The organism is Propioniciclava sp. (assembly GCF_029977985.1).
Taxonomy (GTDB): domain Bacteria; phylum Actinomycetota; class Actinomycetes; order Propionibacteriales; family Propionibacteriaceae; genus Propioniciclava.
Map to the genome: position 1 here is coordinate 1 of NZ_JARKOT010000115.1, position 26,584 is coordinate 26,584.

General features: G+C 70.6%; 27 protein-coding genes, 1 tRNA gene and 1 pseudogene. 11 read left to right on the forward strand and 18 right to left on the reverse strand.

Features of this window, described 5'->3' with window-relative positions; all coding sequences use genetic code 11:
• The 4 genes from Q1K57_RS07220 to prfB all read right to left on the reverse strand — a co-directional run.
• Positions 1–554, reverse strand: a 554-nt coding sequence (locus tag Q1K57_RS07220) for a hypothetical protein (RefSeq protein WP_300080414.1), incomplete at its 3' end; no start/stop codon positions are given.
• A 49-nt stretch (positions 555–603) separates the two neighbouring features.
• On the reverse strand, positions 604–1,506 hold the full coding sequence (ftsX, locus tag Q1K57_RS07225) for a permease-like cell division protein FtsX (RefSeq protein WP_300080416.1): 903 nt from the start codon (positions 1,504–1,506) through the stop codon (positions 604–606).
• Positions 1,507–1,533: 27 nt separating this feature from the next.
• A complete protein-coding gene (ftsE, locus tag Q1K57_RS07230; protein WP_300080418.1) occupies positions 1,534–2,220 on the reverse strand; it encodes a cell division ATP-binding protein FtsE in 687 nt (228 codons plus the stop codon).
• 123 nt (positions 2,221–2,343) lie between these two features.
• Positions 2,344–3,447: a peptide chain release factor 2 gene (gene prfB / locus Q1K57_RS07235; protein WP_366525351.1), complete on the reverse strand. Its 1,104-nt coding sequence runs from the start codon at positions 3,445–3,447 to the stop codon at positions 2,344–2,346.
• 141 nt (positions 3,448–3,588) lie between these two features.
• Between prfB and Q1K57_RS07240 the strand changes: the two genes are divergently transcribed.
• Complete coding sequence (locus tag Q1K57_RS07240) at positions 3,589–4,797, forward strand: hypothetical protein (RefSeq protein WP_300080422.1); 1,209 nt, start codon at positions 3,589–3,591, stop codon at positions 4,795–4,797.
• Positions 4,778–5,386, forward strand: a complete 609-nt coding sequence (locus Q1K57_RS07245) for a TetR/AcrR family transcriptional regulator (RefSeq protein ID WP_300080424.1) — start codon at positions 4,778–4,780, stop codon at positions 5,384–5,386. The genes Q1K57_RS07240 and Q1K57_RS07245 overlap by 20 nt, the downstream gene beginning before the upstream one ends.
• On the opposite strand, the pseudogene Q1K57_RS07250 reads toward Q1K57_RS07245, so the two are convergent.
• From Q1K57_RS07250 to Q1K57_RS07260, 3 genes and pseudogenes are all read right to left on the reverse strand, one after another.
• Positions 5,372–5,755: pseudogene (locus Q1K57_RS07250) on the reverse strand (SRPBCC domain-containing protein); the annotation flags it as partial. The gene Q1K57_RS07245 and the pseudogene Q1K57_RS07250 sit on opposite strands and share 15 nt — an antisense overlap.
• A gap of 12 nt (positions 5,756–5,767) precedes the next feature.
• Complete coding sequence (locus Q1K57_RS07255; RefSeq protein ID WP_300080426.1) at positions 5,768–6,163, reverse strand: helix-turn-helix transcriptional regulator; 396 nt, start codon at positions 6,161–6,163, stop codon at positions 5,768–5,770.
• A 110-nt stretch (positions 6,164–6,273) separates the two neighbouring features.
• Positions 6,274–6,346 (reverse strand) — tRNA-Val (locus Q1K57_RS07260).
• A gap of 127 nt (positions 6,347–6,473) precedes the next feature.
• On the opposite strand from Q1K57_RS07260, the gene Q1K57_RS07265 reads away from it, so the two are divergent.
• Both Q1K57_RS07265 and Q1K57_RS07270 read left to right on the forward strand, forming a co-directional pair.
• Positions 6,474–6,980, forward strand: coding sequence for a SigE family RNA polymerase sigma factor (locus Q1K57_RS07265; RefSeq protein ID WP_300080428.1), 507 nt, complete (start codon positions 6,474–6,476; stop codon positions 6,978–6,980).
• Positions 6,977–8,014: a hypothetical protein gene (locus Q1K57_RS07270; RefSeq protein WP_300080430.1), complete on the forward strand. Its 1,038-nt coding sequence runs from the start codon at positions 6,977–6,979 to the stop codon at positions 8,012–8,014. The genes Q1K57_RS07265 and Q1K57_RS07270 overlap by 4 nt, the downstream gene beginning before the upstream one ends.
• Here the strand turns inward: Q1K57_RS07270 and Q1K57_RS07275 are convergent.
• The 3 genes from Q1K57_RS07275 to Q1K57_RS07285 all read right to left on the reverse strand — a co-directional run bounded on the left by Q1K57_RS07275 (position 8,011) and on the right by Q1K57_RS07285 (position 12,430).
• Positions 8,011–8,433 carry a DUF3052 domain-containing protein gene (locus Q1K57_RS07275; protein ID WP_300080432.1) on the reverse strand — a complete coding sequence of 141 codons (423 nt, stop codon included), beginning with the start codon at positions 8,431–8,433 and terminating at the stop codon, positions 8,011–8,013. The genes Q1K57_RS07270 and Q1K57_RS07275 overlap by 4 nt on opposite strands.
• A gap of 121 nt (positions 8,434–8,554) precedes the next feature.
• Positions 8,555–11,302 (reverse strand): pyruvate dehydrogenase (acetyl-transferring), homodimeric type, encoded by a 2,748-nt coding sequence (gene aceE / locus Q1K57_RS07280; RefSeq protein ID WP_300080433.1) that lies wholly within the window; start codon positions 11,300–11,302, stop codon positions 8,555–8,557.
• A gap of 93 nt (positions 11,303–11,395) precedes the next feature.
• The gene (locus Q1K57_RS07285; protein ID WP_300080435.1) at positions 11,396–12,430 is read right to left on the reverse strand and encodes a PHP domain-containing protein; all 1,035 of its coding nucleotides are present in this window, start codon (positions 12,428–12,430) and stop codon (positions 11,396–11,398) included.
• Positions 12,431–12,510: 80 nt separating this feature from the next.
• Between Q1K57_RS07285 and Q1K57_RS07290 the strand changes: the two genes are divergently transcribed.
• The 5 genes from Q1K57_RS07290 to fabF all read left to right on the forward strand — a co-directional run bounded on the left by Q1K57_RS07290 (position 12,511) and on the right by fabF (position 17,393).
• Positions 12,511–13,689 carry a helix-turn-helix domain-containing protein gene (locus Q1K57_RS07290; protein WP_300080437.1) on the forward strand — a complete coding sequence of 393 codons (1,179 nt, stop codon included), beginning with the start codon at positions 12,511–12,513 and terminating at the stop codon, positions 13,687–13,689.
• 99 nt (positions 13,690–13,788) lie between these two features.
• Positions 13,789–14,712, forward strand: coding sequence for an ACP S-malonyltransferase (locus tag Q1K57_RS07295; protein ID WP_300080439.1), 924 nt, complete (start codon positions 13,789–13,791; stop codon positions 14,710–14,712).
• Between the two features lies 1 nt (position 14,713).
• The gene (locus tag Q1K57_RS07300; RefSeq protein WP_300080441.1) at positions 14,714–15,706 is read left to right on the forward strand and encodes a beta-ketoacyl-ACP synthase III; all 993 of its coding nucleotides are present in this window, start codon (positions 14,714–14,716) and stop codon (positions 15,704–15,706) included.
• Positions 15,707–15,769: 63 nt separating this feature from the next.
• On the forward strand, positions 15,770–16,012 hold the full coding sequence (locus tag Q1K57_RS07305) for an acyl carrier protein (protein WP_131168130.1): 243 nt from the start codon (positions 15,770–15,772) through the stop codon (positions 16,010–16,012).
• A gap of 127 nt (positions 16,013–16,139) precedes the next feature.
• Positions 16,140–17,393 carry a beta-ketoacyl-ACP synthase II gene (fabF, locus tag Q1K57_RS07310; protein WP_300080445.1) on the forward strand — a complete coding sequence of 418 codons (1,254 nt, stop codon included), beginning with the start codon at positions 16,140–16,142 and terminating at the stop codon, positions 17,391–17,393.
• Between the two features lie 58 nt (positions 17,394–17,451).
• Here fabF and Q1K57_RS07315 read toward each other — a convergent pair whose 3' ends face one another.
• Both Q1K57_RS07315 and Q1K57_RS07320 read right to left on the reverse strand, forming a co-directional pair.
• Positions 17,452–18,276: a PfkB family carbohydrate kinase gene (locus Q1K57_RS07315; RefSeq protein ID WP_300080447.1), complete on the reverse strand. Its 825-nt coding sequence runs from the start codon at positions 18,274–18,276 to the stop codon at positions 17,452–17,454.
• 116 nt (positions 18,277–18,392) lie between these two features.
• Positions 18,393–18,887: a DUF3145 domain-containing protein gene (locus Q1K57_RS07320; protein ID WP_300080449.1), complete on the reverse strand. Its 495-nt coding sequence runs from the start codon at positions 18,885–18,887 to the stop codon at positions 18,393–18,395.
• Between the two features lie 183 nt (positions 18,888–19,070).
• On the opposite strand from Q1K57_RS07320, the gene Q1K57_RS07325 reads away from it, so the two are divergent.
• Complete coding sequence (locus Q1K57_RS07325; RefSeq protein WP_300080451.1) at positions 19,071–19,775, forward strand: type 1 glutamine amidotransferase domain-containing protein; 705 nt, start codon at positions 19,071–19,073, stop codon at positions 19,773–19,775.
• Between the two features lie 71 nt (positions 19,776–19,846).
• On the opposite strand, the gene recN is transcribed toward Q1K57_RS07325, so the two are convergent.
• From recN to Q1K57_RS07355, 6 genes are read right to left on the reverse strand one after another with little or no spacing between them, the layout of a single operon-like run.
• Positions 19,847–21,529, reverse strand: coding sequence for a DNA repair protein RecN (gene recN, locus Q1K57_RS07330; protein ID WP_300080453.1), 1,683 nt, complete (start codon positions 21,527–21,529; stop codon positions 19,847–19,849).
• Positions 21,519–22,457 (reverse strand): NAD kinase, encoded by a 939-nt coding sequence (locus tag Q1K57_RS07335; RefSeq protein WP_300080455.1) that lies wholly within the window; start codon positions 22,455–22,457, stop codon positions 21,519–21,521. Before Q1K57_RS07335 ends, recN begins: the two co-directional genes overlap by 11 nt.
• A 28-nt stretch (positions 22,458–22,485) precedes the next feature.
• Complete coding sequence (locus Q1K57_RS07340) at positions 22,486–23,244, reverse strand: TlyA family RNA methyltransferase (protein WP_300080457.1); 759 nt, start codon at positions 23,242–23,244, stop codon at positions 22,486–22,488.
• Positions 23,241–23,453 (reverse strand): hypothetical protein, encoded by a 213-nt coding sequence (locus Q1K57_RS07345; protein WP_300080459.1) that lies wholly within the window; start codon positions 23,451–23,453, stop codon positions 23,241–23,243. The genes Q1K57_RS07340 and Q1K57_RS07345 overlap by 4 nt, the downstream gene beginning before the upstream one ends.
• Before the next feature lie 41 nt (positions 23,454–23,494).
• Positions 23,495–24,487, reverse strand: coding sequence for an HAD-IIA family hydrolase (locus Q1K57_RS07350; RefSeq protein WP_300080461.1), 993 nt, complete (start codon positions 24,485–24,487; stop codon positions 23,495–23,497).
• On the reverse strand, positions 24,484–25,296 hold the full coding sequence (locus Q1K57_RS07355) for a hypothetical protein (protein ID WP_300080463.1): 813 nt from the start codon (positions 25,294–25,296) through the stop codon (positions 24,484–24,486). The genes Q1K57_RS07350 and Q1K57_RS07355 overlap by 4 nt, the downstream gene beginning before the upstream one ends.
• A gap of 6 nt (positions 25,297–25,302) precedes the next feature.
• On the opposite strand from Q1K57_RS07355, the gene Q1K57_RS07360 reads away from it, so the two are divergent.
• Positions 25,303–26,118 carry a hypothetical protein gene (locus Q1K57_RS07360; protein WP_300080465.1) on the forward strand — a complete coding sequence of 272 codons (816 nt, stop codon included), beginning with the start codon at positions 25,303–25,305 and terminating at the stop codon, positions 26,116–26,118.
• The last annotated feature ends 466 nt before the right edge of the window (positions 26,119–26,584 follow it).

Sequence of the window (26,584 nt, forward strand, 5' to 3'; positions counted from 1 at the left end):
GCCTGGGTGTCGAAGATCGTGGTGTTCCACTGGATGCGCTGCCCGACCTCCGCCGTCGAACCGGCTCCGAAGACGACGCTCAGGCCCGCCAGGTCGGTGCGCTGCTGGTACGACTCGGTGACCGCGGCGACGATGACCTTCTGCTGCGCGGCGACGTCCGCCTCCCCCTGCGCGACCTTCCGGCGAGCCTCCTCCAGGGCAGCCTGCGCGACCCTCAACTCCTCCGCCAGCTCGGCATCGCGCTCGCGGGCCGCGGCCAACTGCACACGAGTATCGGCGAGAACAGCTTGGGCGGACGCCAATTGCGCCTGCGAAGTTTCCAATTGCGCCGCGGCGCTCGCAACATTCGAGCGCGATTCCGCGACATTGTTCAGCGCATTTTGTTGGCCGGCGGATGCGGCGGCCGCCCGTGCGCGGAGATCGGACAATGTGTCACCGTGCGCAGGCGCGACAGCGAGGGAGGTCGCCAGCGCGATCGCGGTGGCGCAGGCCGCGACCACGTGGATCGAGCGATGGGCGCGCGGCGTCCGGGCGTGTGCAGTGGTGGCTTCCACGAAGGGGTCCCCTCAGTCGTCCGACTGACGCACCCCCGCGAGAAAACCCTCAGACCCGCAGGTACCGGCGCGTCGCAATCAACGTAGGGATGATAGAAAGCACGACCGCCACGACCACAAGCCCCACCATCGCCAAACCGACATGTTCCCAGCCGATCCACTGGATGGTCTCAATGGCAGGTTTAGCCTTTTCGATGATCACGAACTGCTCCAGCGCCGCGAGCGTCCCGCACGCCAGGGCGGCACCGACGAGCGCCGCCACGAGGCTCTCGATGAGGAAGGGGGCCATGATGTAGAAGTTGCTCGCGCCCACCAGACGCATGATTCCGATCTCGCGCCGACGGCTGAAGGCGGCCATCCGGATCGTGTTGCCGATCTGCAAGGCGGCCGCAACCAGCAACAGCACGGACGCCCCCACCGTGAGCCATTGCCCCAAATTCAGCCATTCGAAAAGCGGGTCGAGATATTGCCGCAGGTCCTGGACCGCTTGCACACCCGGCATTCCTGAAACGGCTGACTGCACTCCTTGGTACTCCTCAGGGTCCACCAGCTTGATCCTGAACAAATCCTGCATGTTATCAGCCGACATGGACGACAAGATCGGGGAGTCGGCGTACGCCTGCTTGAACTCCTCAAACACCTCGTCCTTGCTCTGGTAGAAGACCTGTGCGACCTCCGCGTTGGATTCCAGCGTGGAGCGGATGGCCTCGCGTTGGGCGTCCGTCGTGTTCTGCCCCGGCTCGCAGTTCGGGCCGCTCGAATCCGCGGTGCACAGGAACACCGTGATCTCGATCCGGTCGTACCAGCGGCCCTTGATGAGGTCGACTTGTTGGGCGGCCAGCAAGCCGACACCGAACAGGGACAACGAGACCCACATGGTGACGATGACCGCCAGGGTCATGGACAGGTTGCGGCGCAGGCCGGACAGGGCCTCGCGAAACGTGTGGCGCATGGCGTCCTCAAATCTCCTTCGTCCGGCTCACTGGTACCCGTAGACGCCCTTGGCCTGGTCGCGCACCAGTTCACCTGCGCTCAACTCGATGACGCGCTTGCGCATCTGGTCGACGATCGTCGAGTCGTGCGTGGCCATGACCACGGTCGTGCCCGTCTTGTTGATGCGATCGAGCAGTTTCATGATGCCGACGCTCGTCGCTGGGTCGAGATTGCCCGTCGGCTCGTCGGCGATCAGGATCGGCGGGCGGTTCACGAACGCCCGCGCCAGCGCGACACGCTGCTGCTCGCCGCCGGACAACTCGTCGGGCAACCGATCTCCCTTGTCGCCGAGGCCGACCAGGTCGAGCGTCTCCGGGACGGTCCTACGGATCAGCGAGCCCTTCTTCCCGATCACCTGGAGGGCGAACGCGACGTTCTCGTAGACCGTCTTGCCCGGCAGCAGGCGGAAGTCCTGGAACACCGTTCCCACCTGGCGCCGCAACGCGGGGATCTTCCAGCCCGGCAGCCGACCGAGGTCGTTGCCGGCGACGAACACGTGTCCCTTGGAAGGCCGGTACTCGCGCAGGATGAGGCGAAGGAAGGTCGACTTGCCCGATCCCGAGGCACCGACGAGGAAGACGAACTCCCCTTTGCCGATCTCGACGTCTATGTCGCTCAGAGCGGCACGCGTCTGCCCCGGGTAGGTCTTGGAGACATGGTCGAACGTGATCACGGGCGCTTTCCTTGGTCGGGGGGACGGCGGGGGAAGGGGTTCCTGAGAATCTCTCAGCCGGCCTGGATCGAGTCTAGGCGGCCCGGGCAGCCGAGGCGCGACGGCACGCCCGGGGGTCCCCGATCACGACTCCTCGCCGAGTTCCACCTGCTTGCGCCAACGGATGCCGGCGTCGATGAAGCCGTCGATGTCGCCGTCGAACACCGCTTCCGGGTTGCCGACCTCATGGCTCGTCCGGAGGTCCTTGACCATCTGGTAGGGGTTGAGCACATAGCTGCGCATCTGGTCGCCCCACGACGCCTTCACGTCACCGGCCAACTCCTTCTTCTTCGCGTCCTCCTCCTGCTTCTTCAGCAACAGCAGGCGCGACTGCAGGACACGCATGGCGGCAGCGCGGTTCTGGATCTGACTCTTCTCGTCCTGCATCGAGACCACGAGACCGGTGGGCAGGTGGGTGATGCGGACCGCGGAGTCGGTGGTGTTCACCGACTGACCGCCCGGGCCCGAGCTGCGGAACACGTCGACGCGAATGTCCGACTCGGGCACCTCGATGTGGTCGGTCGACTCGATGAGCGGGATGACCTCCACCGCGGCGAAGCTGGTCTGGCGGCGTCCCTGGTTGTCGAACGGGCTGATCCGCACGAGCCGGTGGGTGCCGCCCTCGACCGAGAGGGTGCCGTAGGCGAACGGCGCGCCCACCTCGAAGGTGACCGACTTCAGCCCCGCCTCCTCGGCGTAGCTCGTGTCCATGACCTTCACCGCATAGCCGTGTCGCTCGGCCCAGCGCAGGTACATGCGCAGGAGCATCTCGGCGAAGTCGGCGGCATCGACACCGCCAGCCCCCGAACGGATGGTGACGACGGCGTCCCGCTCGTCGTACTCCCCTGACAGCAGGGTGCGCACCTCGAGGGCCTCGATCTCGGACTTCAGACGCGCGATCTCGCCCTGTGCCTCGGCCAGCGAGGCGGCGTCCCCCTCCTCCTGCGCGAGCTCGACGAGGACACCGGCGTCGTCGAGGCGCGAGCGCAGACGCTCCACGCGCTCCACCTCGGACTCGAGGCGGGAGAGCTGCGACGTGACGCGCTGGGCGTTCTCCTGGTCGTCCCAGAGGTCCGGCGCGGCGACCTGCTCCTGGAGTTCGGCGATCTGGGCCTTCTTGCCCGCGGGGTCGACGACTGCCTCGATGCTCGTCAGCGAACGGTCGAGCTCGGCGATGTCGGTCTGGATGTCCTGGGCTGCCACGCCGACCCACTCTACCGTCCGCCGCCCGCTTGCCGCGCCGGGGTGTTGCGGTGGGGGGTGGCCTCGGCCCTTGACGTGCACGGCCGGTTAGTACAATCCTGTTAGGACGTATTCGTCGGGAGTGCCATGAACAAGTCCAAGGAGATCCTCGCGCGACACCGGACGCGCATCCGCTTCCGGGGCGGCGACATGGACTTCGTCTTCAGCTACATGCTCGGTCTTGCCGATCAGCTCACCGGGCACGGCCCGCCGTTCGCGGCGGCCGCCCGCGTGCGCGACGCCAAGGCGTCCGACTGGCGCCGGGAGTTCGGACGCCTCGCCGATCGCGCCCGGGCCCACGCGGCCGACGCCGCTACCGAGGGACGGCGGGAGGAGGCACGGCAGTGGTGCCTCACGGACTGCTACGCCAACCGTGCCGCGCTCCAGTTCACGGACCCTGCGTCCACGGAGTTCGCCGAGCGCTGGCGGCGGATGGAGGACGCCTTCGCCGACGCCATGCGCTGGTGGCGGGCTCCGGTGACCGCCCTCGAGATCCCGTTCGACCACGCCTCCCTCCCGGGCTACCTGCTCAGGATCGACGAGGAGCCCAGGCCCGCCATCCTCATGATCGGCGGCGGCGACACCAGCCGCGAAGACCTCTTCGTGTTCGTCGGCCTCGCCGCGTGGCAGCACGGGTACAACGCGATCATGGTCGACCTGCCCGGCCAGGGGCGGACGCCAGCGCGGGGGCTGACCTTCGCCGTCGACATGGAGCGCCCGATCCGCGCGGTCCTCGACCGGCTCCTGGGCGAGATCCCCTCCACCACCCACGTCGCGGCCTACGGCGTCTCGGGCGGCGGCTACTTCTCCTGCCAGGCGGTGGCGACGGATCCGCGGATCGACGCGTGGATCGCCGCCACACCCATCCACGACGTCGCCGAGTTGTTCCGTCAGGAGTTCGGAGCCGCGCTGCGGGCTCCGGGGCCGCTCACTCGGCTCCTCCTCGCCCTGGCGGGCCGCGTCAACGAGGCGGCCGAGGTGAACCTCAGGCGCTACGCCTGGCAGTTCGGGACCACCGACTTCGTGGGGGCGGTGCGCGAGGTGCTGGCGCAGGCGCGTCCGGTCGACCTGGACCGCATCGGTTGCCCCGCCCTGTTCCTCGTGGGTGAGGGCGAGGGCCGCGAACTCCACCGCCAACTGGCCGAAGCCGAGGCGAACCTGACCGCTCGAGGCGTCCCCGTGACGGTGCGCCGGTTCGCCGCCGCCGACGGCGCCGACGCCCACTGCCAAGTGAACAACCTACGCTTGGCCCATGCCGTCATCTTCGACTGGCTCGGTGAACAGTTCGGGCGCTGAGCCCCGCTCGCGCCAGCCGGGGCCTCAGCGCATCCTGCTCGCCGCCGAGAAGGTGTTCGTGCGCGACGGCGTCGAGGGCGCCCGCATGGACGCCATCGCCTCCGAAGCCGGCATGGCGCGCTCGCACCTCTACTACCACTACAAGAACAAGGACGACATGTTCGCCGCCCTGGTGGAGTTGCGCACCGCCGACCTCCTCGCGAGCAAGGCCGCCCTGTTCGACGCGTGGGAGGCCGAGGGCGCTGGGGAACGCGAGCAGTTGCTCCGTGCCGCCATCGCCCGAGTGCTGGAGCCCCACCGCGACTTCCTGCGCCTCATGGTCACCGAAGCGATCCGGCATCCGGAGCTGCCGACGGCACTCACCCGCCTCGTCCACGAGGTCCTCGCGGACACCCGCGGTCGGCTCGGCTGGACAGACGCCGACGACCCGCGCACGGTCGAGATCTTCTATCTCCTCATCGCACCGGCCCTGCTCGCCGTGGTCCTGCCGTCCGACCCGACGGGACTGCTCGACGGGCCGGACGACTTGGCCCCGTACCTGGAGCGGGCCTCGGCACTGCTCACCCCGCCGGCGTCACCGGGGGCTTGAGGGGTCGCCCATCGCGCGCCCTGTCTCGATCCAGGTCTTGAGGTTGGACACCAAGAACATGCTGCCCGGACCCACCTGACGAGCCGTCTCCGTCGAAGGGTCAAGCTCGTAGTGCTCGACCGCGAGCACCGTGGTGCCGTCCTGTTCTTCGAGCGTCCACACCATACGTAAGGGTGCCTCCTTCTTCACGGCATCGTCCCAGGTCGGCGAAAAGGTCATCTCGAGCCGCTGGTTGGGAATGGCTGCGACGATCGTGCCCTTCGCGGCGACCGTCCCGTCCGGGTAGGTGTAGGTGTAGTCGCTTCCGGGCTCGAGGCTCGAGTTCAGCTTGGTGCTGAAGAACCAGGAGGGGCACTCGTCGATAAGGGCGCTCCAGACCCGTTAAGGGGTGGCGTCGATGATGACGGCGTGGCGGTGCAGCGGGACGGGGTTCGTGGTCATGGGTGTCTGTCTCCGTTCGGTGGTGGTCTTGAGCTGGTTGAGCGCGCGTCCCCAGTCGAGGGCGTAGTCGTCGAGCCACCGCTGTGCCAGCGCGACCAAGGGGACCGGGTTGAGGTAGCACAGACGGGTCCTTCCCGTCTTGTGGGTCGTGACCAACCCGGCGTCCTCGAGCACCCCGAGATGCTTGAGGACAGCATGGCGACCGAGGCCGGGCGGCACCTCACCGAGATCACTCACGCTCTGGCCATCCCTGGCGTGCAGCGCGTCGAGCAGTGCGCGGCGCCCGGAGTGCGCCAAGGCCGGCAGAACCGTGTCGTCATCCTCAGAGGTGGTCACGCCATGAACAATGGGTGACTCGTCAGTCACCTATCAAGTCCTGCAAGCCATCTACCCGAGTCCTTTTCTTGAGAAGCCGATCGTGGCCGCACGCCCGCCGATCAGCCCGGTGGGCGCAACCGGACTCGAACCGATGACATCTTGCTTGTAAGGCAAGCGCTCTACCAACTGAGCTATGCGCCCCGGCGCCCCATTGTGTCAGGACGCCGTCGGCGTCCGAAATCCCCGCGGCGGCGAGGCAACCGAACGCGCCGCTCCCCCGTGTACGACGATGAAGGTCCCCGACGGGCCCACGAGGAAGGCGGCCACGGTGTTCGGAATCGGCAAGGCCACGCGCGACGCGGAGTTCACCGCGTTCGTCGAGGCGTCCGGCCCGGCCCTGCTGCGCGTCGCCGTCGGGCTCACCGGCTCCGGAGCCGCGGCCCGCGAACTCGTCCAGGCGAGCCTCGTCAAGGCCTATGTGGCCTGGCCGCGCATCCGCCGCGACGAGGCGTACGCCTACACCCGACGCATCATGGCCAACGAGCGCGTCGACGCCTGGCGGTCGACCCGCCGCGAGAGCCCGGGCGACATTCCGGACGCCGCCGCCCCGGCCTCGGCGTCGGTCGAGGATCGCGACCAACTCCTGCGCCTGCTCGCCACCCTGGCGCCCCAGCAGCGCGCCGTCGTGGTGCTGCGCTACTACGAAGACCTCTCCGAACGCGAGGTCGCCCAGACCCTCGGCATCTCGCCGGGCGCGGTCAAGAGCGCCGCCTCCCGCGGCCTGGCCCACCTGCGCGCTGCGGCCACCCTCGCCACGAAGGAGAGCCCACGATGACCATCGACGAACGCTTCCGGGCCGATCTTCGCGGCGCCCTCGACGACGCGGCCGCAGGCGTCACTCCCCTCGACGCCGCCGCTCTCATCGCCACCGGGGACCGCACCGTCCGACGCCGTCGCCTCGCCGCCGCCACGGTGGCCGTCGCGATCGCCCTGGTCGGCGCCCTCGCCGTCCTGCCCGGCCTCGGCCAGCGCCTCGCCACCCCGATCGCCCCGCCGACGGGGCACGCGACCCTCACCCTCCCGCTGACCACGCCCACCGGCACCCAGGACACCACGTTCACCGTCACCGTCCTTACCGACGGGACCGTCGAGTACGCCGCCGTGCGGGACGGCACCGCAGTTCCCCGGGGCGGGTCGTCCCTGGCCGGCCTGGACGGGCAGGCCACGATCGGCACGGCCGGCGACGACATCGTGCTCGGGCTCGTTCCCGACGATGCCGTCCGCGCCGGTCTGCTCACGACGGCGACCACGGGCAGCTTCACCGGCGCCCCCGAAAACCCGGTCCCCCTGCCCGGCACCGGGTACTCCGCCGTCGGCTTCCGCCTGGCGGACTCACCCCCGCCTGGGCCGGACGACCTGGAGCCCATCTGGTGGCGCGCGGACGGGACGCCGGTCACCAACACCGAGACCGGCACCGGCGTGGTGCTCCCCGAGGCCGAGGTCACGCTGTGGTACCTGCCCGGCCATGGCCTCCTCGGCGCGGGCACGCCCACGCAGGGCCTCACCACCATCATGAGCGCCGGCGTCGACCGGCTCGCCTTCAGCAAGGGGTTCGGCCCCGACGGCACCGTGTCCGGGATGATCGAGGTGTTCCTCCTGCCGCAGGACGCGACGGACGTGGTGCTGAGCTTCACCGAAGGCGTCGATGCCCAGCCGACCCTCGACCAGGTGTGGCCGGGTGCGGAGCGGCTGGTGGTGGTGGCGCGCGGCGACTGGCCCACTCCCCGCCCGTCCGGCGATGAGAGGCCGCTGGCCACCCGGGTGGCGTGGACGGACGCCGGCGGCGTTCGACAGGAGTGGACGCCTTAGCGACGCCCGGCGCGCGGGCGGACGACCTTCTGGGCCTGCCAGTCGGCCGACACGTTCACGGGGTTGGCGAGCGTCAGCCCCGCGGTGGAGACCCCCTCGGCGATGTCGGCAGGATCGACGTAGCCCGTGCGACCCACCTTGGGGGTCAGCAGCCAGATGTGGCCGGTGCCGGCGAGGTCGTGCAGGGCGTCCACGAGGCCGTCGGCGACATCGCCGTCCTCCTCACGCCACCAGAGCACCACGGCGTCCACCGCCTCGAGAGCCTCGTCGACCAGGTCGCCGTCGATGGCGTCCATGATGCCGTCGCGCAGACCCTCGTCGACGTCGTCGTCCCAGCCGAGCTCTTGGACCGCCTGCCCGGGGCTGAGCCCGAGTGCTGCGGCGCGCGACGGATGGCCGGGGTCCGGCGAGCCAGCCAAGAGACGACCTCCTTGGGCGAGGGAACTGTGGCTCCTAGATTGCCAGACCGCGCCCCGGACGCGCGAGACGCACGGGGGGATTCCCCGTGCGTCCCGGTCAGGTGGGAGCGGCGGCGTCGCCTCAGGCGTCGCCCCCGGCGTTGCCGGACGTGCCGGCCGACACGTCGAGCAGGCGGTACTTGTCGATCGCCTCCTGCACCACACCGGCATCCTTCTGGCCTGCCTCGGCGAGCTTCTGCAGCGCCTTCACGGCCATCGACGGCCCGTCGATGTGGAAGTAGCGGCGGGCGGCGGCGCGCGTGTCGGAGAAGCCGAAGCCGTCCGCTCCGAGCGCCGCGTACCGGTCGCCCAGCCACTGGGCGATCTGGTCTTGGGTCTGCTTCATGTAGTCGCTCGTCGCCACGATCGGGCCCTGCGTGCCGCCGAGCTTCTGCACGAGCCAGCTGTCCTCGACCTGCTCACGGGGGTTGAGGAAGCGCTGCTGGTCGACGGCCATGGCCTCGCGGCGCAGCTCCGTCCAGCTCGTGACGCTCCACACGTCGGCCACGACACCCCAGTCGGACGCCAGCAGCTCGGCCGCCTCCAGCGCCCACGGGACGCCGACGCCGGACGCCAGCAGCTGCACACGCGGCCCGTCGCCCTCGCCGGACTGCAGCAGGTAGAGACCCCGGTTGATGCCCTCGACGTCGACGCCGTCCGGCTCGGCCGGTTGGACGATGGGCTCGTTGTACACCGTGAGGTAGTAGGTGATGTCCTCGGACTTCTCGCCGTACATCCGCTCGAGTCCCCGCTGGACGATGTGCGCGATTTCGTAGCCGAACGCCGGGTCGTACCAGACCACGGCAGGGTTCGTCGCCGCAAGGACGGGGCTGTGACCGTCCATGTGTTGCGTGCCCTCACCCGTGAGCGTCGTGCGACCCGCCGTGGCGCCGATGTAGAAGCCGCGACCCAGCTGGTCGGACACGGCCCACATCGCATCGGCGGTGCGCTGGAACCCGAACATCGAGTAGAAGATGTAGACCGGAACCATGGGGATGCCGTGCGTCGCATAACTCGTCGACACCGCCGTGAAGGACGCCACCGAACCGGCCTCGTTGATACCGGTGTGAATGATCTGCCCCTCCTTCGACTCACGGTAGGAGAGCATCAGGTCGTGGTCGACCGGCGTGTAGTTCTGGCCGTGCGGACTGTAGATCTTGATGGTCGGGAACAGCGAGTCCATGCCGAACGTGCGCGCCTCGTCGGGAATGATCGGCACGACGTGGGCGCCGAACTCCTTGTCGCGCAGCAGATCCTTGAACAGGCGGACGAGCGCCATCGTCGTGGCGATCTCCTGCTTGCCCGAGCCCTTCTTCACCGAGCTGTACGCCTTGTCCTCCGGCAGCTTCAGCGGCTGCGCCGTGACCCGGCGCTCGGGCACCGGGCCACCGAGGACGCGGCGCCGGTCCTTGGCGTAGGCGATGCGTTCGTCGGAGTCGTCGGGCCGGATGTACGGCGGACGGTACGGGTCCTCCTCGAGTTGGGCGTCCGTCACCGGCATGTCGAGGCGGTCGCGGAACTGCTTGAGATCGTCCAGCGCCAGCTTCTTCATCTGATGGGTCGCGTTGCGGCCGGCGAAGTGCTGGCCGAGGAAGTAGCCCTTGATCGTGTGCGCCAGGATCACCGTCGGTGCGCCCGTGAACTTCGTGGCCGCGTCGTAGGCCGCGTAGACCTTCCGGAAGTCGTGGCCGCCGCGGGTCAACTGCCAGATCTGGTCGTCGGTCCAGTCCTCGACCATCTTCGCCGTGCGCGGGTCGCGGCCGAAGAACTGGTTGCGCACGTACCCGCCGTCGTTCGCCTTGAACGTCTGGTAGTCGCCGTCCGACGTGCTGTTCATCAGGTTGACCAGCGCACCGTCCTTGTCGGCGGCCAGCAACGGATCCCAGCCGCGTCCCCACACGACCTTGATCACGTTCCAGCCGGCGCCGCGGAAGAACGACTCGAGTTCGCTCATGATCTTGCCGTTGCCGCGGACCGGGCCGTCCAACCGCTGCAGGTTGCAGTTGACGACGAAGGTGAGGTTGTCGAGCTCCTCGTACGCCGCGAGCTGCAGTGCTCCGCGGCTCTCCACCTCGTCCATCTCGCCGTCGCCGAGGAAGGCCCAGACGTGCTGCTGGCTCGTGTCCTTCATGCCGCGGTTGTGGAGGTACTTGTTGAAGTGCGCCTGCCAGATCGCGTTGATCGGCCCGAGGCCCATCGAGACCGTCGGGAACTCCCAGAAGTTCGGCATCTGGCGCGGGTGCGGATAGCTCGGCAGGGCGCGGATCTGTCCGTCGACGACGTGGCTGTGCTCCTGGCGGAAGCCGTCCATGTCCTCTTCCTGCAGGCGACCCTCGAGGAATGCGCGGGCGTACATGCCGGGGCTGGCGTGCCCCTGGAAGAAGATCTGGTCACCGCCGCCCGGGTGGTCCTTGCCGCGGAAGAAGTGGTTGAAACCCACCTCGTAGAGGGTCGCCGAGCTGGCGAACGTCGAGATGTGCCCGCCGACGCCCACGCCCGGCCGCTGGGCCCGGTGCACCATCACGGCCGCGTTCCAGCGCAAGAGACGCCGGAACTTGCGCTCCAGCGCCTGGTCGCCCGGGTACCACGGCTCCGACTCCGCCGGGATCGTGTTGATGTGATCGGTCGCCGTCAGCGACGGAACGCCCAGGTGCCGCTCACGCGCGCGCTCGAGCAGCTTCAGCATGATGTACCGGGCCCGGTTGCGGCCCTGGTCATCGATGAGCAGATCGAGCGATTCGAGCCACTCCGACGTCTCTTCGGAGTCGATGTCGGGAAGGTTCGTCGGCAGGCCGTTGAGGATGGGGCCCGCGGTCTCGCGAGGTGCCACGGATGGGTCCTTTCTCGTGGTCCAGTTCGGGGACGACCGTCATCGGTCGCGTCACCGGGCAGGCCCGATCCTAGCCCCTGCGCCGTTCCGGCCCTACTCGAACGGGAAGACCGTCTGGTGGTCCGCCGCCCAGGAACGCAAACGTTCGACAGGCCACGTGCCCACGATCCGCTCGGGCGCGATGCCGGCCGCCTCCGCCCGGGACGCGCCGAGGGCGACGAACTCGAGCTGGCCGGGGGCGTGGGCGTCCGTATCGATGCTGAACAGGCAGCCCATGGACGCCGCGAGCGCGAGGAGGTCGTCGGGCGGGTCCTGGCGCTCCGGACGGGCATTGATCTCGACGGCCACGCCGAATTGGCGGCACGCCTCGAACACCACCTCGGCGTCGAAGTGGCTCGGGGGCCGCGTGCCGCGATCGCCGGCGACGAGGCGTCCGGTGCAGTGGCCGAGGATGTCGACGTGCGGGTTCGCGATCGCGCGGACCATCCGGGCGGTCATGGCCTCGGCGTCCATGGCGAGCTTGTTGTGGACGCTGGCGACGACCACGTCGAGGCCGGCGAGGACGTCGTCGTCGGCGTCCAGCGACCCGTCGTCGAGGATGTCGACCTCGATGCCGGCGAGCACGGTGAACCCGTCGAGCTGAGCGTCCAGGGCACGGAGGTGGGCAACCTGCGCCAGGCGCCGCTCGCGGCTGAGCCCGTTCGCCACGCGCAGGCGGGGGCTGTGGTCCGTGATCGCCAGATACTCGTGGCGAAGGCGGCTGGCTTCGAGGACCATCTCCTCGATGGGGCAGCAGCCGTCGGACCACTCGGTGTGCGTGTGCAGGTCGCCGCGGAGGGCGTCCCGCACCGGGTTGTCAGGGGCGAGGGGCCCGTCGGACGCCTCGAGTTCGGCGAGGTAGCCGGGCAGGCGCCCGGAGTGCGCTTCGCCGATGACCTTGGCCGTCGTCGCGCCGATACCGGGCAGGGTGGCCCAGGCGCGGGTGGCGTCGATGCGGGCGCGCTCGGCGGGATCGAGGTCCGTCAGCACGCCGGCCGCACGCCGGAACGCCTGCGCGCGCCGCGTCTGGCCGCCCCGCTTCTCGAGCAGCCGCGCGATCTCGCGCAGCGCGAGGACGGGATCGGCCATGGCGAACAGCCTAGGCGGCCGGCGTCCCACCGCGGGCGGGCCGCCGCTCGCTAGAGTGCGGCCAGACAAGGAGGCCACCGATGCAGCACACGCCCGCCTGGTTGCCCGACCGGGACAGCCGCGCGCTGCTGGCGGAGCGGCTGACCTCGGCGGCGGCGGCCATGACGACCGCAGCCCTGGCCGAGATCACGCGTCGGCACCCATGGTTCTCGGAGCTGGACGCCGACAACCGGGCCTCCGTCACCCTCGTCGTGAGGGCGGGCGTCGACGGCTTCATCGCCTGGTTCCACGAGGGTGGCTCGGGTCAGGCGGAGCAGAACATCTTCGCCGACGCGCCGAGCGAACTCACGCGCAGCCTGTCGCTGCAGCAAACGGTCGACCTGATCCGGGCGACGGTGGAGACGGTCGAACAGCAGATCAGCACCCAACTCGACCCCGCGGACCGGCCGGTCCTCGAGAACGCCGTGCTGCACTTCAGCCGCGAGATCGCGTTCGACGCCGCCGAGGTGTACGCCCGCGCCGCCGAGGCGCGTGGCGCGTGGGACGCACGCCTCGAGTCGCTCGTCATGGACGCGGTCGTGCGTGGCGACGCCGACGACGCCGTCACCTCCCGCGCGTCCACACTCGGCTGGCAGCACCCCGCGGGGTTGTGCGTCGTCATCGGCGACCCTCCCGCGCAGGACAGCCACGTGCGCCGGCTGCGGGTGGCTGCCTCGCGGATCGGGCTCGACGTGATGGCCGCCATCCAGGGGCCCCGGCTCGTCGTGCTGCTCGGCGGCGACTTCACCGACGATGTGGACGCCTCGGCGCGCGTCGCGCGGCTGGTCGACCACTTCGGGCCCGGACCCGTCGTCGTGGGGCCCGTCGTCGACGACCTGACCGAGGCCGTCGTCAGCGCCAGAGCCGCACAGTCGGGCCGCCGGGCGGCTCCCGCCTGGCCGGACGCCCCCCGCCCCGTCCTCGCGCGGTCGCTCCTGCCGGAGCGCGCGCTCGCCGGCGACGGTCACGCCCGGCGCGAGTTGGCGCAGGTGATCTTCGCGCCCTTGGCGGCCTACGGCGGCGACCTCGCCGAGACGCTGGAGGCTTTTTGGGCGTGCGGCACGTCGATCGAGGCAACCGCGCGCCGGCTGTTCATCCATGCGAACACCGTGCGGTATCGGCTGGGCCGCATCGAGGAACTCACCGGGTACGCCCCCGCCGACCCCCGGGACGCCTACGTCCTGCGCCTGGCGGGCACGCTCTACCGCCTGTTGGGCTGAGCGGCTGATCGACCATTGTAGGAAACCTACAAAAAGTCTCCGGCGACGTTAGCTCGGCAACCGGGTCGGCTTGTCCGGTCCGACCGAAATCATGGAAGGGTGCTCGCGATTGTTGCGCCCGGACAAGGCGCCCAGACCCCCGGTTTCCTCGCCCCGTGGCTCGAGACGCCTTCCCTGGCGGAGCGGCTCGCCGAGCTGTCGGACGCCGTCGGCATCGACCTCGCCGCCCACGGCACCACCTCCGACGCCGAGACCATCCGGGACACGGCCGTCGCCCAGCCGCTCCTCGTCGCGTCCGCGTTGATCACCGCCGAGGCGCTGCTCGAGAAAGTGGCCCCCACCGACGTCGTCGCCGGCCACAGTGTCGGCGAGGTCGGGGCGGCGACGATCGCCGGTGTCCTGTCGGCCGCCGACGCCATGGTCCTCGTCCGCGAGCGTGCCCTCGGTATGGCCGAGGCGTCCGCGGCCCGCCCCACCACCATGGCCGCCGTCGTCCGCGGCGACCGCGACGCCGTCCTCGCCGCCATCGAGGCCGTCGGCGCCACCCCGGCCAACAACAACGGTTCAGGCCAGATCGTCGCAGCCGGCACGGTCGACGAGATCGAGGCGCTCAAGTCGAACCCGCCGGCCGGCGCCCGCGTCATCCCACTGTCCGTCGCCGGCGCGTTCCATACCGTCCACATGACCCCGGGCCGCGAGCGACTGGCGGCCGCGGCGTCCGGCTTCGCGACCAGCGACCCGACGGCCCGTCTGCTGAGCAACGCCGACGGCCACGTGGTGACGTCGGGCGCCGACTATCTGCAGCGCCTCGTCAACCAGGTCACGAGCCCGGTTCGCTGGGATCTGTGCATGGCGACCATGGCCGACCTCGGCGTGACCGGTCTCCTCGAGCTCGCACCCGCCGGCACCCTCACGGGCATCGCCAAGCGCAACCTGTCCGGCGTCGAGCTCTTCAACCTGAACACGCCCGACCAACTCGACGCTGCCCGCGCGTTCGTCGCGACCCACCGCCAGGAGGCCTGACATGCCGCTGTCCCCGTCCACCGGTGCCCAGTACGCCCGCATCCTCGGTATCGGCGCGGCGATCCCCTCCCGCGTCGTCGACAACGAGGAGATGTGCACGTACATCGACTCCTCCGACGAATGGATCCAGCAGCGCACGGGCATCGTCGAGCGGCGCTGGGTCGCTGAGGGCGAGACGGTCGAGTCGCTCAGCTTGGACGCCGCCCGCCAGGCCATCGATCGGGCCGGACTGGCGGGTGCCGACATCGACGCGGTCATCGTGTCGACCGTCAGCCACATGCTGCAGACGCCGTCGCTGGCCGCCCACATCGCGGCCGAGCTCGGCACCGACGGCGCCGCCGCCTACGACATCTCGGCTGCGTGCGCCGGCTTCTGCTACGGCCTCGCGCAGGCCGACGCGCTGGTCCGGTCGGGCGCCGCCACCCATGTGGTCGTCATCGGTGCCGAGACGCTGAGTCGCATCACCGACCTCTCCGACCGCTCGACGGCATTCCTCTTCGCCGACGGCGCGGGCGCGGCGGTCGTGGGCCCCTCCGACACCCCGGCCATGGGCCCGGTCGTCTGGGGCTCGGACGGAGACCAGTACGACGTCATCAACATGACCAAGCCGTGGCCCGAGGCCCTCCAGGCCGGCGAGAACTCGAACATCTTCATGGAAGGTCGCGCCGTGTTCCGCTGGGCGACGGGCTTCATCGCCAGCGCCGCGCAGGAGTGCCTCGACGCCGCGGGCGTTACGGCCGAGGAACTCGATGTGTTCATCCCTCACCAGGCGAACAACCGCATCACGGACTCGATGCTGCGTCACCTCACCCTGCCCGACACGGTGAAGGTCGCCCGCACGATCAAGCACTACGGCAACAACTCCGCCGCATCGATCCCGATCGCCATCGACGCCATGCTCGCCTCGGGCGAGGCCAAGAGCGGCGACCTGGCGCTCATCATCGGCTTCGGCGCCGGGCTCGTCTACGCGGGCCAGGTCGTCCAGCTGCCCTGACCACCGGCAACCCCGCCGGCCAAGAAACGTCCACAAAGTAAACCAAGAGAAGGAGAAGCCACCATGGCCACCACCGAAGAGATCCGCGCCCAGCTCGCCGAGCTCGTCAACGACGTTGCCGGCGTGCCCGTCGAGGACGTCCAGCTCGACAAGAGCTTCGTCGACGACCTCGATGTCGACAGCCTCGCGATGGTCGAGATCATCGTCGGCTGCGAGGAGAAGTTCGGCGTCACGATCCCCGACGAGGAGAGCAAGAACCTCAAGACCGTCGGCGACGCCGTCGCCTACATCGAGCAGCACAGCTGACCCGCTGCCCCGCTCGCCGGAGCTGAGCCGGCGGCGTCCGGAAGCGCTGTTTCCGGACGCCGCCGCCCAGCCCCTTCCCGCACCCCACCATCCCCCACCCAACACACCACACCGGAGGAAGAACCCGATGAAGGAAGTTGTCATCACCGGCATGGGCGCCACCACGCCGCTGGGCGGTGACCTCCCGAGCACGTGGCAGGCCATGCTGGCCGGCGAGTCGGGTGTGGTCGCCCTCACCGAGGAATGGGCCGAGCCGCTCGCCGTGCGGATCGCCGCCAAGCTGAAGGTCGACCCCTCGGAGATCATCGACCGCGTCAAAGCGCGACGCCTCGACCGCTCGGCGCAGATCGCGCTCATCGCCGCCGAGGAGGCCTGGAAGCAGGCCGGCTACGGGCTCGGCGAGGACAACGACGTGGATCCCGACCGGCTCGGCGTGTCGCTCTCGAGCGGCATCGGCGGGCTGCACTCGATCCTCGACAACTGGGACAACTACCGTGACAAGGGACCCCGCCGGGTGAGCCCTTTCACGATCCCCATGCTCATGGCGAACGCGCCCGCAGCCAACGTGGGTCTGCTCGTCGGCGCCCAGGCGTCGATCCAGGCGACCGTGTCCGCCTGCGCCTCGTCGAACGAGGCCATCGCGCTGGCCGTCGACCAGATTCGGTTGGGCCGTGCTGACGTGATCGTCGCCGGCGGCACCGAGGCGACCATCCACGCGCTGCCGTTGGCCGCGTTCGGCCAGATGCAGGCACTGAGCAAGCGCAACGACGACCCGCAAGGCGCCTCGCGCCCGTGGGACAAGGGCCGCGACGGCTTCGTCATGGGTGAGGGCGCGGGCGTCCTCGTCCTGGAGTCCCTCGAACACGCGCAGGCGCGCGGCGCAACGATCTACGGCACGATCGCGGGGGCCGGCATCAGCGCCGACAATCACGACATCGTCCAGCCCGAGCCGACCGGCCGTGGGCAGGCGTCCGCCATGGTGAAGGCGCTCCGGGAGGGGGGGCTCGATGCGTCCGACGTGAAGCACGTCAACGCGCACGGCACGTCCACCCCGCAGGGTGACCTGACCGAGGCGAGTTCGATCCGCCGAGCGCTCGGCGACGCGGCGGACGACGTGATCGTGACGAGCACCAAGTCGATGACGGGCCACCTGCTCGGCGGTGCCGGCGCGGTTGAGCTCATCGCATCTGTCCTGGCGCTGCGCGACCGCATGTCACCGCCGACGATCAACCTCGTCGATCCCGACGACGACCTGCCGGTCACCGTGGCCGCCAACGTCAAGACACCTCTGCCCGCGACGGGCGACATCGCCGCGCTGAACAACAGCTTCGGCTTCGGCGGCCACAACGTCGCGGTGGCGGTGACGACGGCGAACACCTGATCGACAAGACAAGCGGCCCCGCTCCTGCGGGGCCGCTTCGTCGTTCTCGTGCCGGCGCCTACAGACGCGGCTCGGGCTGGGAACCCGAGTGCCGCACGTTGGCGGCGGCGGCGTCCAGGGCCAGCTTGGCTGCCTGTGCGCGGTCGTTGCCGCGCACCAGCGCCGCTGCGAGGGTGCCCACGAGGGCGTCCGTCGCACCGACCGTGTCGACGACCTGGTCGTCGGGCACGACATCCCCCGTGTAGCGAACGCCGTCCCAGTCCAGCCCGTCCTTGCCGCGCAGCACGACGAGAGACGCCGGCCTCGCCCCTGACGCCTCGAAGTCGTCCAGCGCCTCCTCGGGCACCACCAGCGGGTCGGCCAGTGCGACGACGTCCGAGGGCAGGTCGGTGTACGGGGCCGCGTTGATGATCACGCGGACGCCATGGCGTGCGGCCTGGCGGGCCGCCTCGGCGACGGTGTTCACGGGCGTCTCGAGCTGCATGAGCAGGATGTCGGACGGACCCATGCCGCGGATCGGGTCCAGTGGCCGCGAGCCGACCTTCGCGTTCGCTCCAGAGACGACGGCGATCGAGTTCGTGCGGCCGTCGCTGAAGATGATCGCGTGCCCCGTCGGCACCTGCGGCACCCGGTCGACGTAGAGCTTGATGCCGCGCGCGTACAGCCGGTTGAGCGAGGCCCGACCCGCATCGTCGTCGCCCACGGCACCCACCATGATCACGTCGGCCCCCTGGGCACGCGCCGCCACCGCCTGGTTCGCACCCTTGCCGCCCGCATAGCGCGACAGTGACTGCGCCATCACCTTCTCACCCGGCTGCGGATAGCTCTCAAGGCGTGTCTCCAGGTCGACGTTGATGGATCCCAGAACGATCACGCGGCTCATGCCCGCCTCCTCCTCAGCTGTGCTTCTTTGCGAACCCATCTCACCAGATGAACGCGCGCGGCGCGAGGGTTCTACGACATCGTGTCGTTCCCGAAAGGGCCGAGGACGCCGCCGGCTCAGCCCACCTCGTGCAGCCAGCGCAGCGGAACGCCCTCAGCCGCATGGCGGAAGACGTCCAGTTCGACGTCCCACGCTCGCCCGAGCAGAGCGTCGAGGGCCTCGCGGAGGGACGTTTCGTCGGGCGAGCCGAGCATGGCGTGCCGAATGCGGTCCTCCGGGACGACGATGTCGCCGTGCAGCCCCACCGTGGCATGGAAGATGCCGAGCGCGGGCGTGTAGCTGTACCGCTCGGCCTCTGAGGCGGCGGTGGCGTCCTCGGTCACCTCGAAGCGGACGCGGCCCCAGCGCTTGAGCGTGCTGGCCAGCCGGGTGGCGGTGCCCACAGGCGCACTCCAGGTGAACTCGGCGCGGTACGCGGCGCGCTCCGCCGGCTGGGGGTGCCACTCGAGGCGCACAGGCGCGCCGACGGCGCCGCCGACCGCCCACTCGACGTGCGGGCACAGCGCCGACGGCGCGGAATGGATGTGCAGGACTCCGCGAGTCGTTGTCATGGCGTTCCTCCCGCTCGGTGATGCCTTCCCCTGCGCCACCGGATACGTGAGTCACGCCGTTGTGAATCCCATTGTGCCTGGGCTGTCAAGTGCGACGCACCACCGGCGAAGGCCCCCTCGGACTGCGCATCGAAGTGCTTTCCACTAGGCTCGATGTCTCCGATCACGACCAAGGGGGAAACGATGGCACGCACGGGACGGGTTCTGGCGCTGGTCACCAGCGCGGACCGCTACCTGAAGAAGGGCTACCGCACCGGGCTCTGGCTCGGGGAACTGACCCACGTGTACGACGTGCTGTGCAAGGCGGGTCACCAGGTCGACATCGTCAGCGTCTGCGGTGGGACCGTGCCGATCGACCCCGAGAGCCTGGCCGGCCCCATCCTGAAGGTGGGCAACACCGACAGACGCTACGAGGATCCGGCGTTCATGGCGTTGCTCGACGACACGCCGGCGCTCGCCGAGGTAGACCCTGCCGACTACGACGCGATCTTCCTCGCGGGCGGCCACGGCGCGATGTTCGACTTCGTGGACGAGTCGGTCGCGCAGACGGTCGCCGCGTTCGCGGATGCCGGCAAGGTCGTCGCGGCCGTCTGCCACGGCCCGGCGGGCCTGCTGGGCGCCAAGCTCGCCGACGGGTCGCAGTTGCTCGCCGGCCGCACGGTGACCGGTTTCAGCTGGACCGAGGAGAAGGCCGCCGGCCGCGCCGACGCCGTCCCGTTCAACCTGCAGCAGCAACTCAAGGACGCCAGCGGCAAGTACACCAAGGCGATGCTGCCGATGGGCAAGGAGGTCGTCGTGGACGGCCTCCTCATCACCGGCCAGAACCCCACGAGCGCGGCAGGCGTCGGCGAGGCGATCGTCAAGGCACTGAAGAAGCACCTGCGCTGACGCGGTCTCGGCCCGCTGGCTGCCGACGCGGATCGGACGCCGCCGCGCACCGTCGCTTCTCCCCGCGTGACTCAGCGCCGCGCCTCGGCGAGGAGTTCGGCAGCGTGGGCGCGCGCGGCGTAGGTGCCCTCGAGGCCCGCCATCATGCGGGCCAGTTCGGCGGCGCGGTCGGCGTCCGCCACCTCGCGGATGCCCGACGTGGTCACCTGGCCGTCGTCGGCCTTGTGGACGACGTAGTGCCGGTCGGCGAACGCCGCCACCTGCGCCAGGTGCGTGACCACGATGACCTGCGCATGTTGGGCCAGGCGGGCGAGACGGCGTCCGATCTCGAGGGCGACCGCACCGCCGACCCCCGCGTCCACCTCGTCGAACACGAAGGTGTGCCCCTCGTTGCCCGCAGCGAGCACGACTTCGAGCGCGAGGCGCACCCGTGACAACTCGCCACCGGACGCCACCCGCGCCAGCGGCGCCGGCGCGCTGCCCGGGTTGGCGGTGAAAAGCAGACTGACCTGGTCGCCTCCGTGGGGGCCGAGCTCGCCGGCGTCGGTCACGTCGAACACCAGTCGCGCCCGCGGCAGCGCCAAGGCACCCAGTTCGGCCTCGACCCGGCCGGCCAGGTCGGACGCGGCCGCGCGCCGCCGCTCCCCCAGGGCGCGGCCCAGGTCGGCCAGCTCGGCGTTCGCGCCGGCGAGGGCGGCGTCCAGCTCGGCGATGCGGTCGTCGGAACCGGCCAGGCGGGCGGCGTCCGTGGCGGCCCGCTCGGCCCACGCCAGCACCGCGTCGACACCCGGCCCGTACTTGCGGGTCAGCGCCTGCAGTTCGGCGAGCCGGCCGGCGATCCACTCCAGGCGGGCCGGGTCCGCGTCCAGCGAGGCCAGATAGGACGCCAGGTCGCCCGCGAGATCGTCGAGCAGATAGCCCACCTCGTCGAGCCGACCGGCCAAGGTGGCCAGCTCCGGGTCGTCGTCGCGCGCCGCCGCCAGCCCGCGCCGGGCGGCAGCCACGAGGCCGAGCGTGCTCGGAACGTCATCCACCGCGTCGTCGTCGCCGGCGAGCGCCACCAGCGCCGTCCGGGCGGCGAGCCGCAGGTCGTCGGTGGCCTGGAGACGCCGAGCCTCACCCTGCAGTTCCTCGTCCTCGCCGGGCCGCGGAGCGGCCTTCTCGATCTCGGCCAGCCCGAACTCCAGCAGCGCCAGTTCGCGCGCCCGTGCCTGCGCCTGCCCGGCCAACGCGGCCCGCTCGGCCAGCCACCCCCGCCGCTCGGTCCACCGCGCCCGGTAGGTCGCCAGCCGGGCCTGATGCTCGGGGCCGGCGAAGGCGTCCAGCACGTCGCGTTGCCGGTCAGGCGACCCGAGCCGCACCTGCTCCGACTGCCCGTGCACCGTCACCCGCTCCCCCACCATCTCCGCCAGCTGCGGGAGCGGCACCTGGACGCCACCCACCCGCGCCCTCGATCGCGACGAGGTGAGCACGCGTGTCAGCAGCACCTCACCGTCGTCCAGCGCACCGCCCACCTCGTCGACCGCCGCCGTGAGGGTGGCGTCCGCCGTCAGCCGCCCCTCGAGCAGCGCCCGCTCGGCCCCCACGCGCACGAGCCCGGTGTCGGCCCGTCCGCCGATGAGCAGATTGAGCCCCGACACCACCATCGTCTTCCCGGCGCCCGTCTCGCCCGTGACCACCGTGAAGCCGGATCCGAACTCGAGCACCGCGTCGTCGATGACCCCCAGATCGGCGATGCGCAGCTCAGTGAGCATCGCCCGCTCCGGACGCCCTCCGCTCGGCCCGGCCCCGCCACCCGTCGACGGGCAGGTCGAACTTGGCGACGAGGCGTTGCACGAACGGTTGGAGCGTCGTGCGCGCGAGCGCCAACGTGTGGGGGCTGCGCCGTACGGTCAACTCGCTGCTCGGTGGCACGTCGACGCTGCGCCTGCCGTCGCACCACACGACGCCGCCGGTCGGCGGGTTCTCGAGCATCTCGATGACGACGGTCGAATCGGGACTGAGCACAAGCGGACGGGCGAAGAGCGCATGGGCCAACAGAGGCACGACGAGGAGAGCGTCGAGGTCGGGCCAGAGCACCGGACCCTGCGCCGAGAACGCGTAGGCCGTCGACCCGGTCGGCGTCGCCACCAGGACGCCGTCGGTGCCCCACCGGGACAACGGGTGCCCGTCGATGTCGACGAGCACCTCGATCATGCGCTCGCGCGCCGCCTTCTCCAGCGACACCTCGTTGACCGCGAACGACGACCACAGGACCTCGCCACCCGGCCGGTCCCGCAGTGTCACCTCGAGACACAGCCGCTCTTCGACGGTGTAGTCGCGCTCGATGATCGTGCGGGCCAGCGACGGGATCTCACTCGGCTCCAGCTCGGCGAGGAAGCCCACGTGCCCCAGGTTGACCCCGAGCATCGGGAAGCCGCGCGGCACGGCCCATTCGGCGGCCCGCAGGATCGTGCCGTCCCCCCCGAACACGACGACCAACTCGACGTCGACGTCGGGACAGTCCTCGAACCGACGCACATCGTTGCCGACGCGGAGCCGGTCGGGCAGCGCGTCGTAGCCGGCGCCCCGCACCCAGCAGGTGATGCCGTTGCCCGTGACCCGGTCGAGGAAGGCCTCGGCGGCCGCCACCGCATGCGGGCGCTGGGGGTGCACGGCGAGCGCGATCTGCCGTTTCGTCACTGCGTCTGCCTCCCGGTCCGGCCGTGGGTCACTCTGCCAGCCTAACGGGGTCGTCCGACGGAACGTGCCGGGCCAGCTTCAGGAAGTACTCGCGATTGCCGCGCTCGCCGGGTAGCGCCGTCTCCCCTCGCCAGACCGTCGTCCAGCCCAGCTGCGCGGCGGCGTCCGACACGGCATCGACGGCGGCATCGGCCCGCGCCGGGTCGGCCACGACACCGTGCGCGTCGAGCGCCGCGCGGCCCACCTCGAACTGGGGCTTGACCATCAGCAGCGCCACCCCGGCCGGGTCGAGGACGGCCAGGACCGGAGCGACGAGCAGCGTGAGCGAAATGAACGACACATCCGCGACGACCACGTCGACCGGCTCACCGCCGACATCGGCGAGCGTGAGGTCCCGCAGGTTGAGCCCTTCGCGGGGCACGACCCGCGGGTCGGACGCCATCGGCTCGGCCAGCTGCCCGTGCCCGACGTCGACCGCGTAGACCCGCTCGGCGCCCCGCTCGAGGAGCACTTGGGTGAAACCGCCCGTGGACGCCCCGGCGTCGAGGCAGCGGCCGGCGACGACCGTGCCGGTGGCGTCGAGCGCGCCGAGGAGCTTGTGGGCGGCGCGGCTGACGTACGGGTCGGCGTCCGCCTCGATGCGGGTGCGGTCAGACACTTTCTCGGACGCCCTGGACGCCCGCCGCCCGTCGACACGGACCCGTCCGCGAGCGATGAGGTCGGCCGCCTGTGCCCGCGACCTGGCAAGCCCCCGCGTGACGAGAGCGACGTCGAGGCGTTGGGTCACGGGCGCGGCAGCGGCGGCTGCGGGGTGGGGTTGAGGGCGGCGGCCACGGCGTCCAGTGCGGCGGCCAATGCCTCAGGGTGAGCGTGGACGTCGTCGCTCAGTTCGAGGGCGGCCAAGGCCTCGTCGATGCCGGCGTGACCGGTGATGGGGAACGCGTCCATCCGCTCGCCGCGGGCGTCCGGGACAGTGTCGTCGGCGAAGGCGTTCACGCAGATCATCCTACGGCCCGGGGTCGGTGTTGCTCTCCACGCTAGGGCAGAAGGTCGAGGCGGGCGCCCACGGCGTCCGACCAAGCGACCGATCCAGCCCAGACGAGTTGGGCGAGCGCCCACGCGGCGTTCAACTGGGCGTCGCGTGTGCTCAGGTCGCCTTCGAGCACCGGCTCTCCGGCCACCCCCCGGACCCGGACGCCACCGCAGACCGCTCCGGCGGCGTCCAGCGTGGCCACGCGCTGCGGCTCGAAGAGCGAGGCAACGTTCCAGCCGATCGCCGTGGGCCGGCCGTTCTCGGGGGCGAGGCACACGTCGCGGACGCCGTGGGCGCCGGTGAACACGAAGAAGGAATCGATGCCGACGGCGTGCGCGCCCATGATGTCGGTGTCGATGCGGTCGCCGACGAAGACAGGACGCCGGGCGCCGGTGCGCTTGATGGCCGCGGCCATGAGCGGCTTGTGCGGCTTGCCAACGACCGTGGGCTCCACATCGACCGTGACGCGCACCGCGTGCACCATCGTCCCCAGGCCCGGCACGATGCCGCGGTTGGTGGGGCGCGTCGCGTCGGTATTGGTGGCGATCCAGCGAGCCCCGTTCTGGATGGCGAAGCCGGCCTCCTCGAGGCGCGGCCAGGTCATGTTGGGGTCGTAGCCCTGCACCACCAGGTCGGGGGCGTCGTCGGCGGTGGCCACCGGGGTCAGGCCGGCCTCGGTGACGAGGTCGACGAGATTCTGGGTGCCCACGACGAGGACGGTGGCGCCATCCGGGTACTCCTCCGCGACGAGCGCCGCCGCGGCTTGAGCGCTCGAGATGACGTCCTCCGGCGCCGCCGGGTAGCCGAGGCCGGCCAGATGCTCTGCCACCTGCTCGACCGCGCGGGCCGCATTGTTGGTCACATAGGTGGGCCGGACGCCGCGGCGCACCAACTCGTTGACGCCCTCCACCGCACCCTCGACCGCGTCGGGGCCGAGGTAAAGCACGCCGTCCAGGTCGAACATGACCACGTCGTGGCCGTCGATGAACGCGCTCACTCGTCGTCCTCCCGCGTCTGCTGGTCGTGCTCTTCCTCGTCGCGAGCTTCGCCGTCCTGCGGCTCGTCGTCCTGCGCTTCGTCGTCCTGCGCTTCGTCGTCCCCCCACGTCTCCTCGTCGTGCCCTTCGTCGCCCAGCGGCTCCTCGGCTGCGGACTCCCCGGCGTCGTCGTCGCCATCTGGGTCTGCGTGGTCCTCGGCCGCTTCCTCATCGCCGGATTCTGAGGTGAGGGCGTCCTCGTCGACCTCAAGGACCATGCCCTGCAGGCGGGCAACGCGCTCCTGGGCATCGGTCTCGCCGTCCTCGTCCAGCGCCGCGGCGGCCGCGAACCACCGCTCTGCACCCTCCGCGTCGCCGGTCTGTTCGAGCAGGTCGGCGTAGCCGTATCGCAGCGCGGCGCGCGCCTTGCGTGATCCTCGGCCGGCAGAAGCCTCGATCTCGGCCCGCAGGACGCGCAGCGCCTCGGCTGCCTGCCCTTGGTCAAGCCGCGTGCCGGCCTCGACGAGGCGGAGCTCGACGCGTTGCCCGAAGTCGGGCTTGGCATCGAGCCCCTCGCGGATCAGCTTGAGCGCCCGGTCAGGGCGGCCGAGGGCGCGTTCGCAATCGGCCATGGCCGCGACGAACTCGATGCCGCCGTTCATGCGCCGCAGGGCCCGAAACTCGTGCAGCGCCACCGCGTACTCCCCCGCCGCGTAGGCGGCCTCACCGGTGGCCTCGCGCGTGACGGCCAAGCGGGCGGCGCGGCGCCGCGCGGCCTCGGCATGGGCGTACGCCAACCGCGGGTCGGTGTCGATGAGTTGTCCGGCCATCAGCAGATGTGCGCCGACGACCTCGGCCAGCTCCGGCGTCAGCGAACGCAACTCCGCGCGCACCGGGCGCGGAAGTTCGCGCAGGTCGACGTCCCTGGGGGTCTCGGGCTCATTCTCCTTTGCCGCAAGCCCCGGCCGCGGCACATAGGGCTCGCGCTCCTCCTCGTCGCGGTGGGGCCGATCGTCCCGGCGCGACCGACGGCCGTCGTCGCGGAAGGGACGCCGCTCGTTCCGATCGTCCGAGCGGTACGGACGCCGTTCGTTGCGGTCCCCATCCCGGAAAGAACGCCGCTCACCGCGGTCGTCCGAGCGATACGGACGCCGCTCCCCCCGCTCGTCGGAGCGGTACGGACGCCGCTCCCCCCGGTCCTCCGTCCGATACGGACGCCGCTCGCTCCGATCGTCCGAGCGATACGGACGCCGCTCACCCCGCTCGTCAGAGCGGTACGGACGCCGTTCGTTGCGGTCCCCATCCCGGAGAGGACGCCGCTCACCGCGGTCGTCCGAGCGATACGGGCGCCGCTCCCGCTCGTCAGGGCGATCAGGCCGTCTGTCGTTCCGATCCCCCTCTTGGAAAGGACGCCGCTCCCCCCGGTCGTCCGTACGACGAGGGCGTCGGTCCCCGTCCCGGCGCGGCGCCGGTCCGCCACGGAACTCCCGGCGTTCCCCAGTCTCTCCGGAACGTTCGCGCCGGTCCTGCCACGGGCCTCCACTCCGGCCATCTCGGCGGTCACGCTGGCGGCCCGCATAGGGCTGCGAAGGCCGCCCACTCCGGTCGTCACGATCGCGGTCTCCACGCTCGCGCCGCGCCCCATCGTCTGACCGATAGTCGCGGCTGCGTGGCCGGTCGGAATCCCGACGCTGGTAGCCGCGCTCGCCCGTACCCGGAGCACGACGCTCGCGAGATGCTCCGAAGTCACGCCGGGGGCCGCCACGGAAATCGTCCCGGCGCGCGCCCTGCCGGCGTGTGCGGTCGTCCCGTGGGTCGTCGCTGGTTTCACTCACCGTCCAAGTCTGCCGCCACAAGTTCCGCAGAGCAAAGCACGGTTGTACGTGGAGCGGGCCCAGCATGCGCGGCCCGTGGCTCGCGCAGCCAGAGCGCTCTCCGAGCCATGGTGGACATTCCGCACGGGCTGAGTCGACGCCGCTGTCGGCGGCCACGAAAAAATGCCCAGTGACGGTCATGTAGTTGCCCGCTGGCGGTCATGAAACCTGCCCGGTGGCGGCCATGGGATCTGCCCGACACGAACTATCCGTTGCTGACCACGTCCGTGGTTGGCGTCCCTTC

Bases quoted from the DNA above. Each gene is read 5' to 3' on its own strand.
- ftsX (WP_300080416.1), bottom strand. From the start codon at position 1,506: ATGCGCCACACGTTTCGCGAGGCCCTGTCCGGCCTGCGCCGCAACCTG.
- Q1K57_RS07240 (WP_300080422.1), top strand. From the start codon at position 3,589: ATGAACAAGTCCAAGGAGATCCTCGCGCGACACCGGACGCGCATCCGC.
- Q1K57_RS07270 (WP_300080430.1), top strand. From the start codon at position 6,977: ATGACCATCGACGAACGCTTCCGGGCCGATCTTCGCGGCGCCCTCGAC.
- Q1K57_RS07285 (WP_300080435.1), bottom strand. From the start codon at position 12,430: ATGGCCGATCCCGTCCTCGCGCTGCGCGAGATCGCGCGGCTGCTCGAG.
- Q1K57_RS07290 (WP_300080437.1), top strand. From the start codon at position 12,511: ATGCAGCACACGCCCGCCTGGTTGCCCGACCGGGACAGCCGCGCGCTG.
- Q1K57_RS07300 (WP_300080441.1), top strand. From the start codon at position 14,714: ATGCCGCTGTCCCCGTCCACCGGTGCCCAGTACGCCCGCATCCTCGGT.
- Q1K57_RS07305 (WP_131168130.1), top strand. From the start codon at position 15,770: ATGGCCACCACCGAAGAGATCCGCGCCCAGCTCGCCGAGCTCGTCAAC.
- fabF (WP_300080445.1), top strand. From the start codon at position 16,140: ATGAAGGAAGTTGTCATCACCGGCATGGGCGCCACCACGCCGCTGGGC.
- Q1K57_RS07315 (WP_300080447.1), bottom strand. From the start codon at position 18,276: ATGAGCCGCGTGATCGTTCTGGGATCCATCAACGTCGACCTGGAGACA.
- Q1K57_RS07320 (WP_300080449.1), bottom strand. From the start codon at position 18,887: ATGACAACGACTCGCGGAGTCCTGCACATCCATTCCGCGCCGTCGGCG.
- Q1K57_RS07325 (WP_300080451.1), top strand. From the start codon at position 19,071: ATGGCACGCACGGGACGGGTTCTGGCGCTGGTCACCAGCGCGGACCGC.
- recN (WP_300080453.1), bottom strand. From the start codon at position 21,529: ATGCTCACTGAGCTGCGCATCGCCGATCTGGGGGTCATCGACGACGCG.
- Q1K57_RS07355 (WP_300080463.1), bottom strand. From the start codon at position 25,296: ATGGCCGGACAACTCATCGACACCGACCCGCGGTTGGCGTACGCCCAT.
- Q1K57_RS07360 (WP_300080465.1), top strand. From the start codon at position 25,303: ATGTGCGCCGACGACCTCGGCCAGCTCCGGCGTCAGCGAACGCAACTC.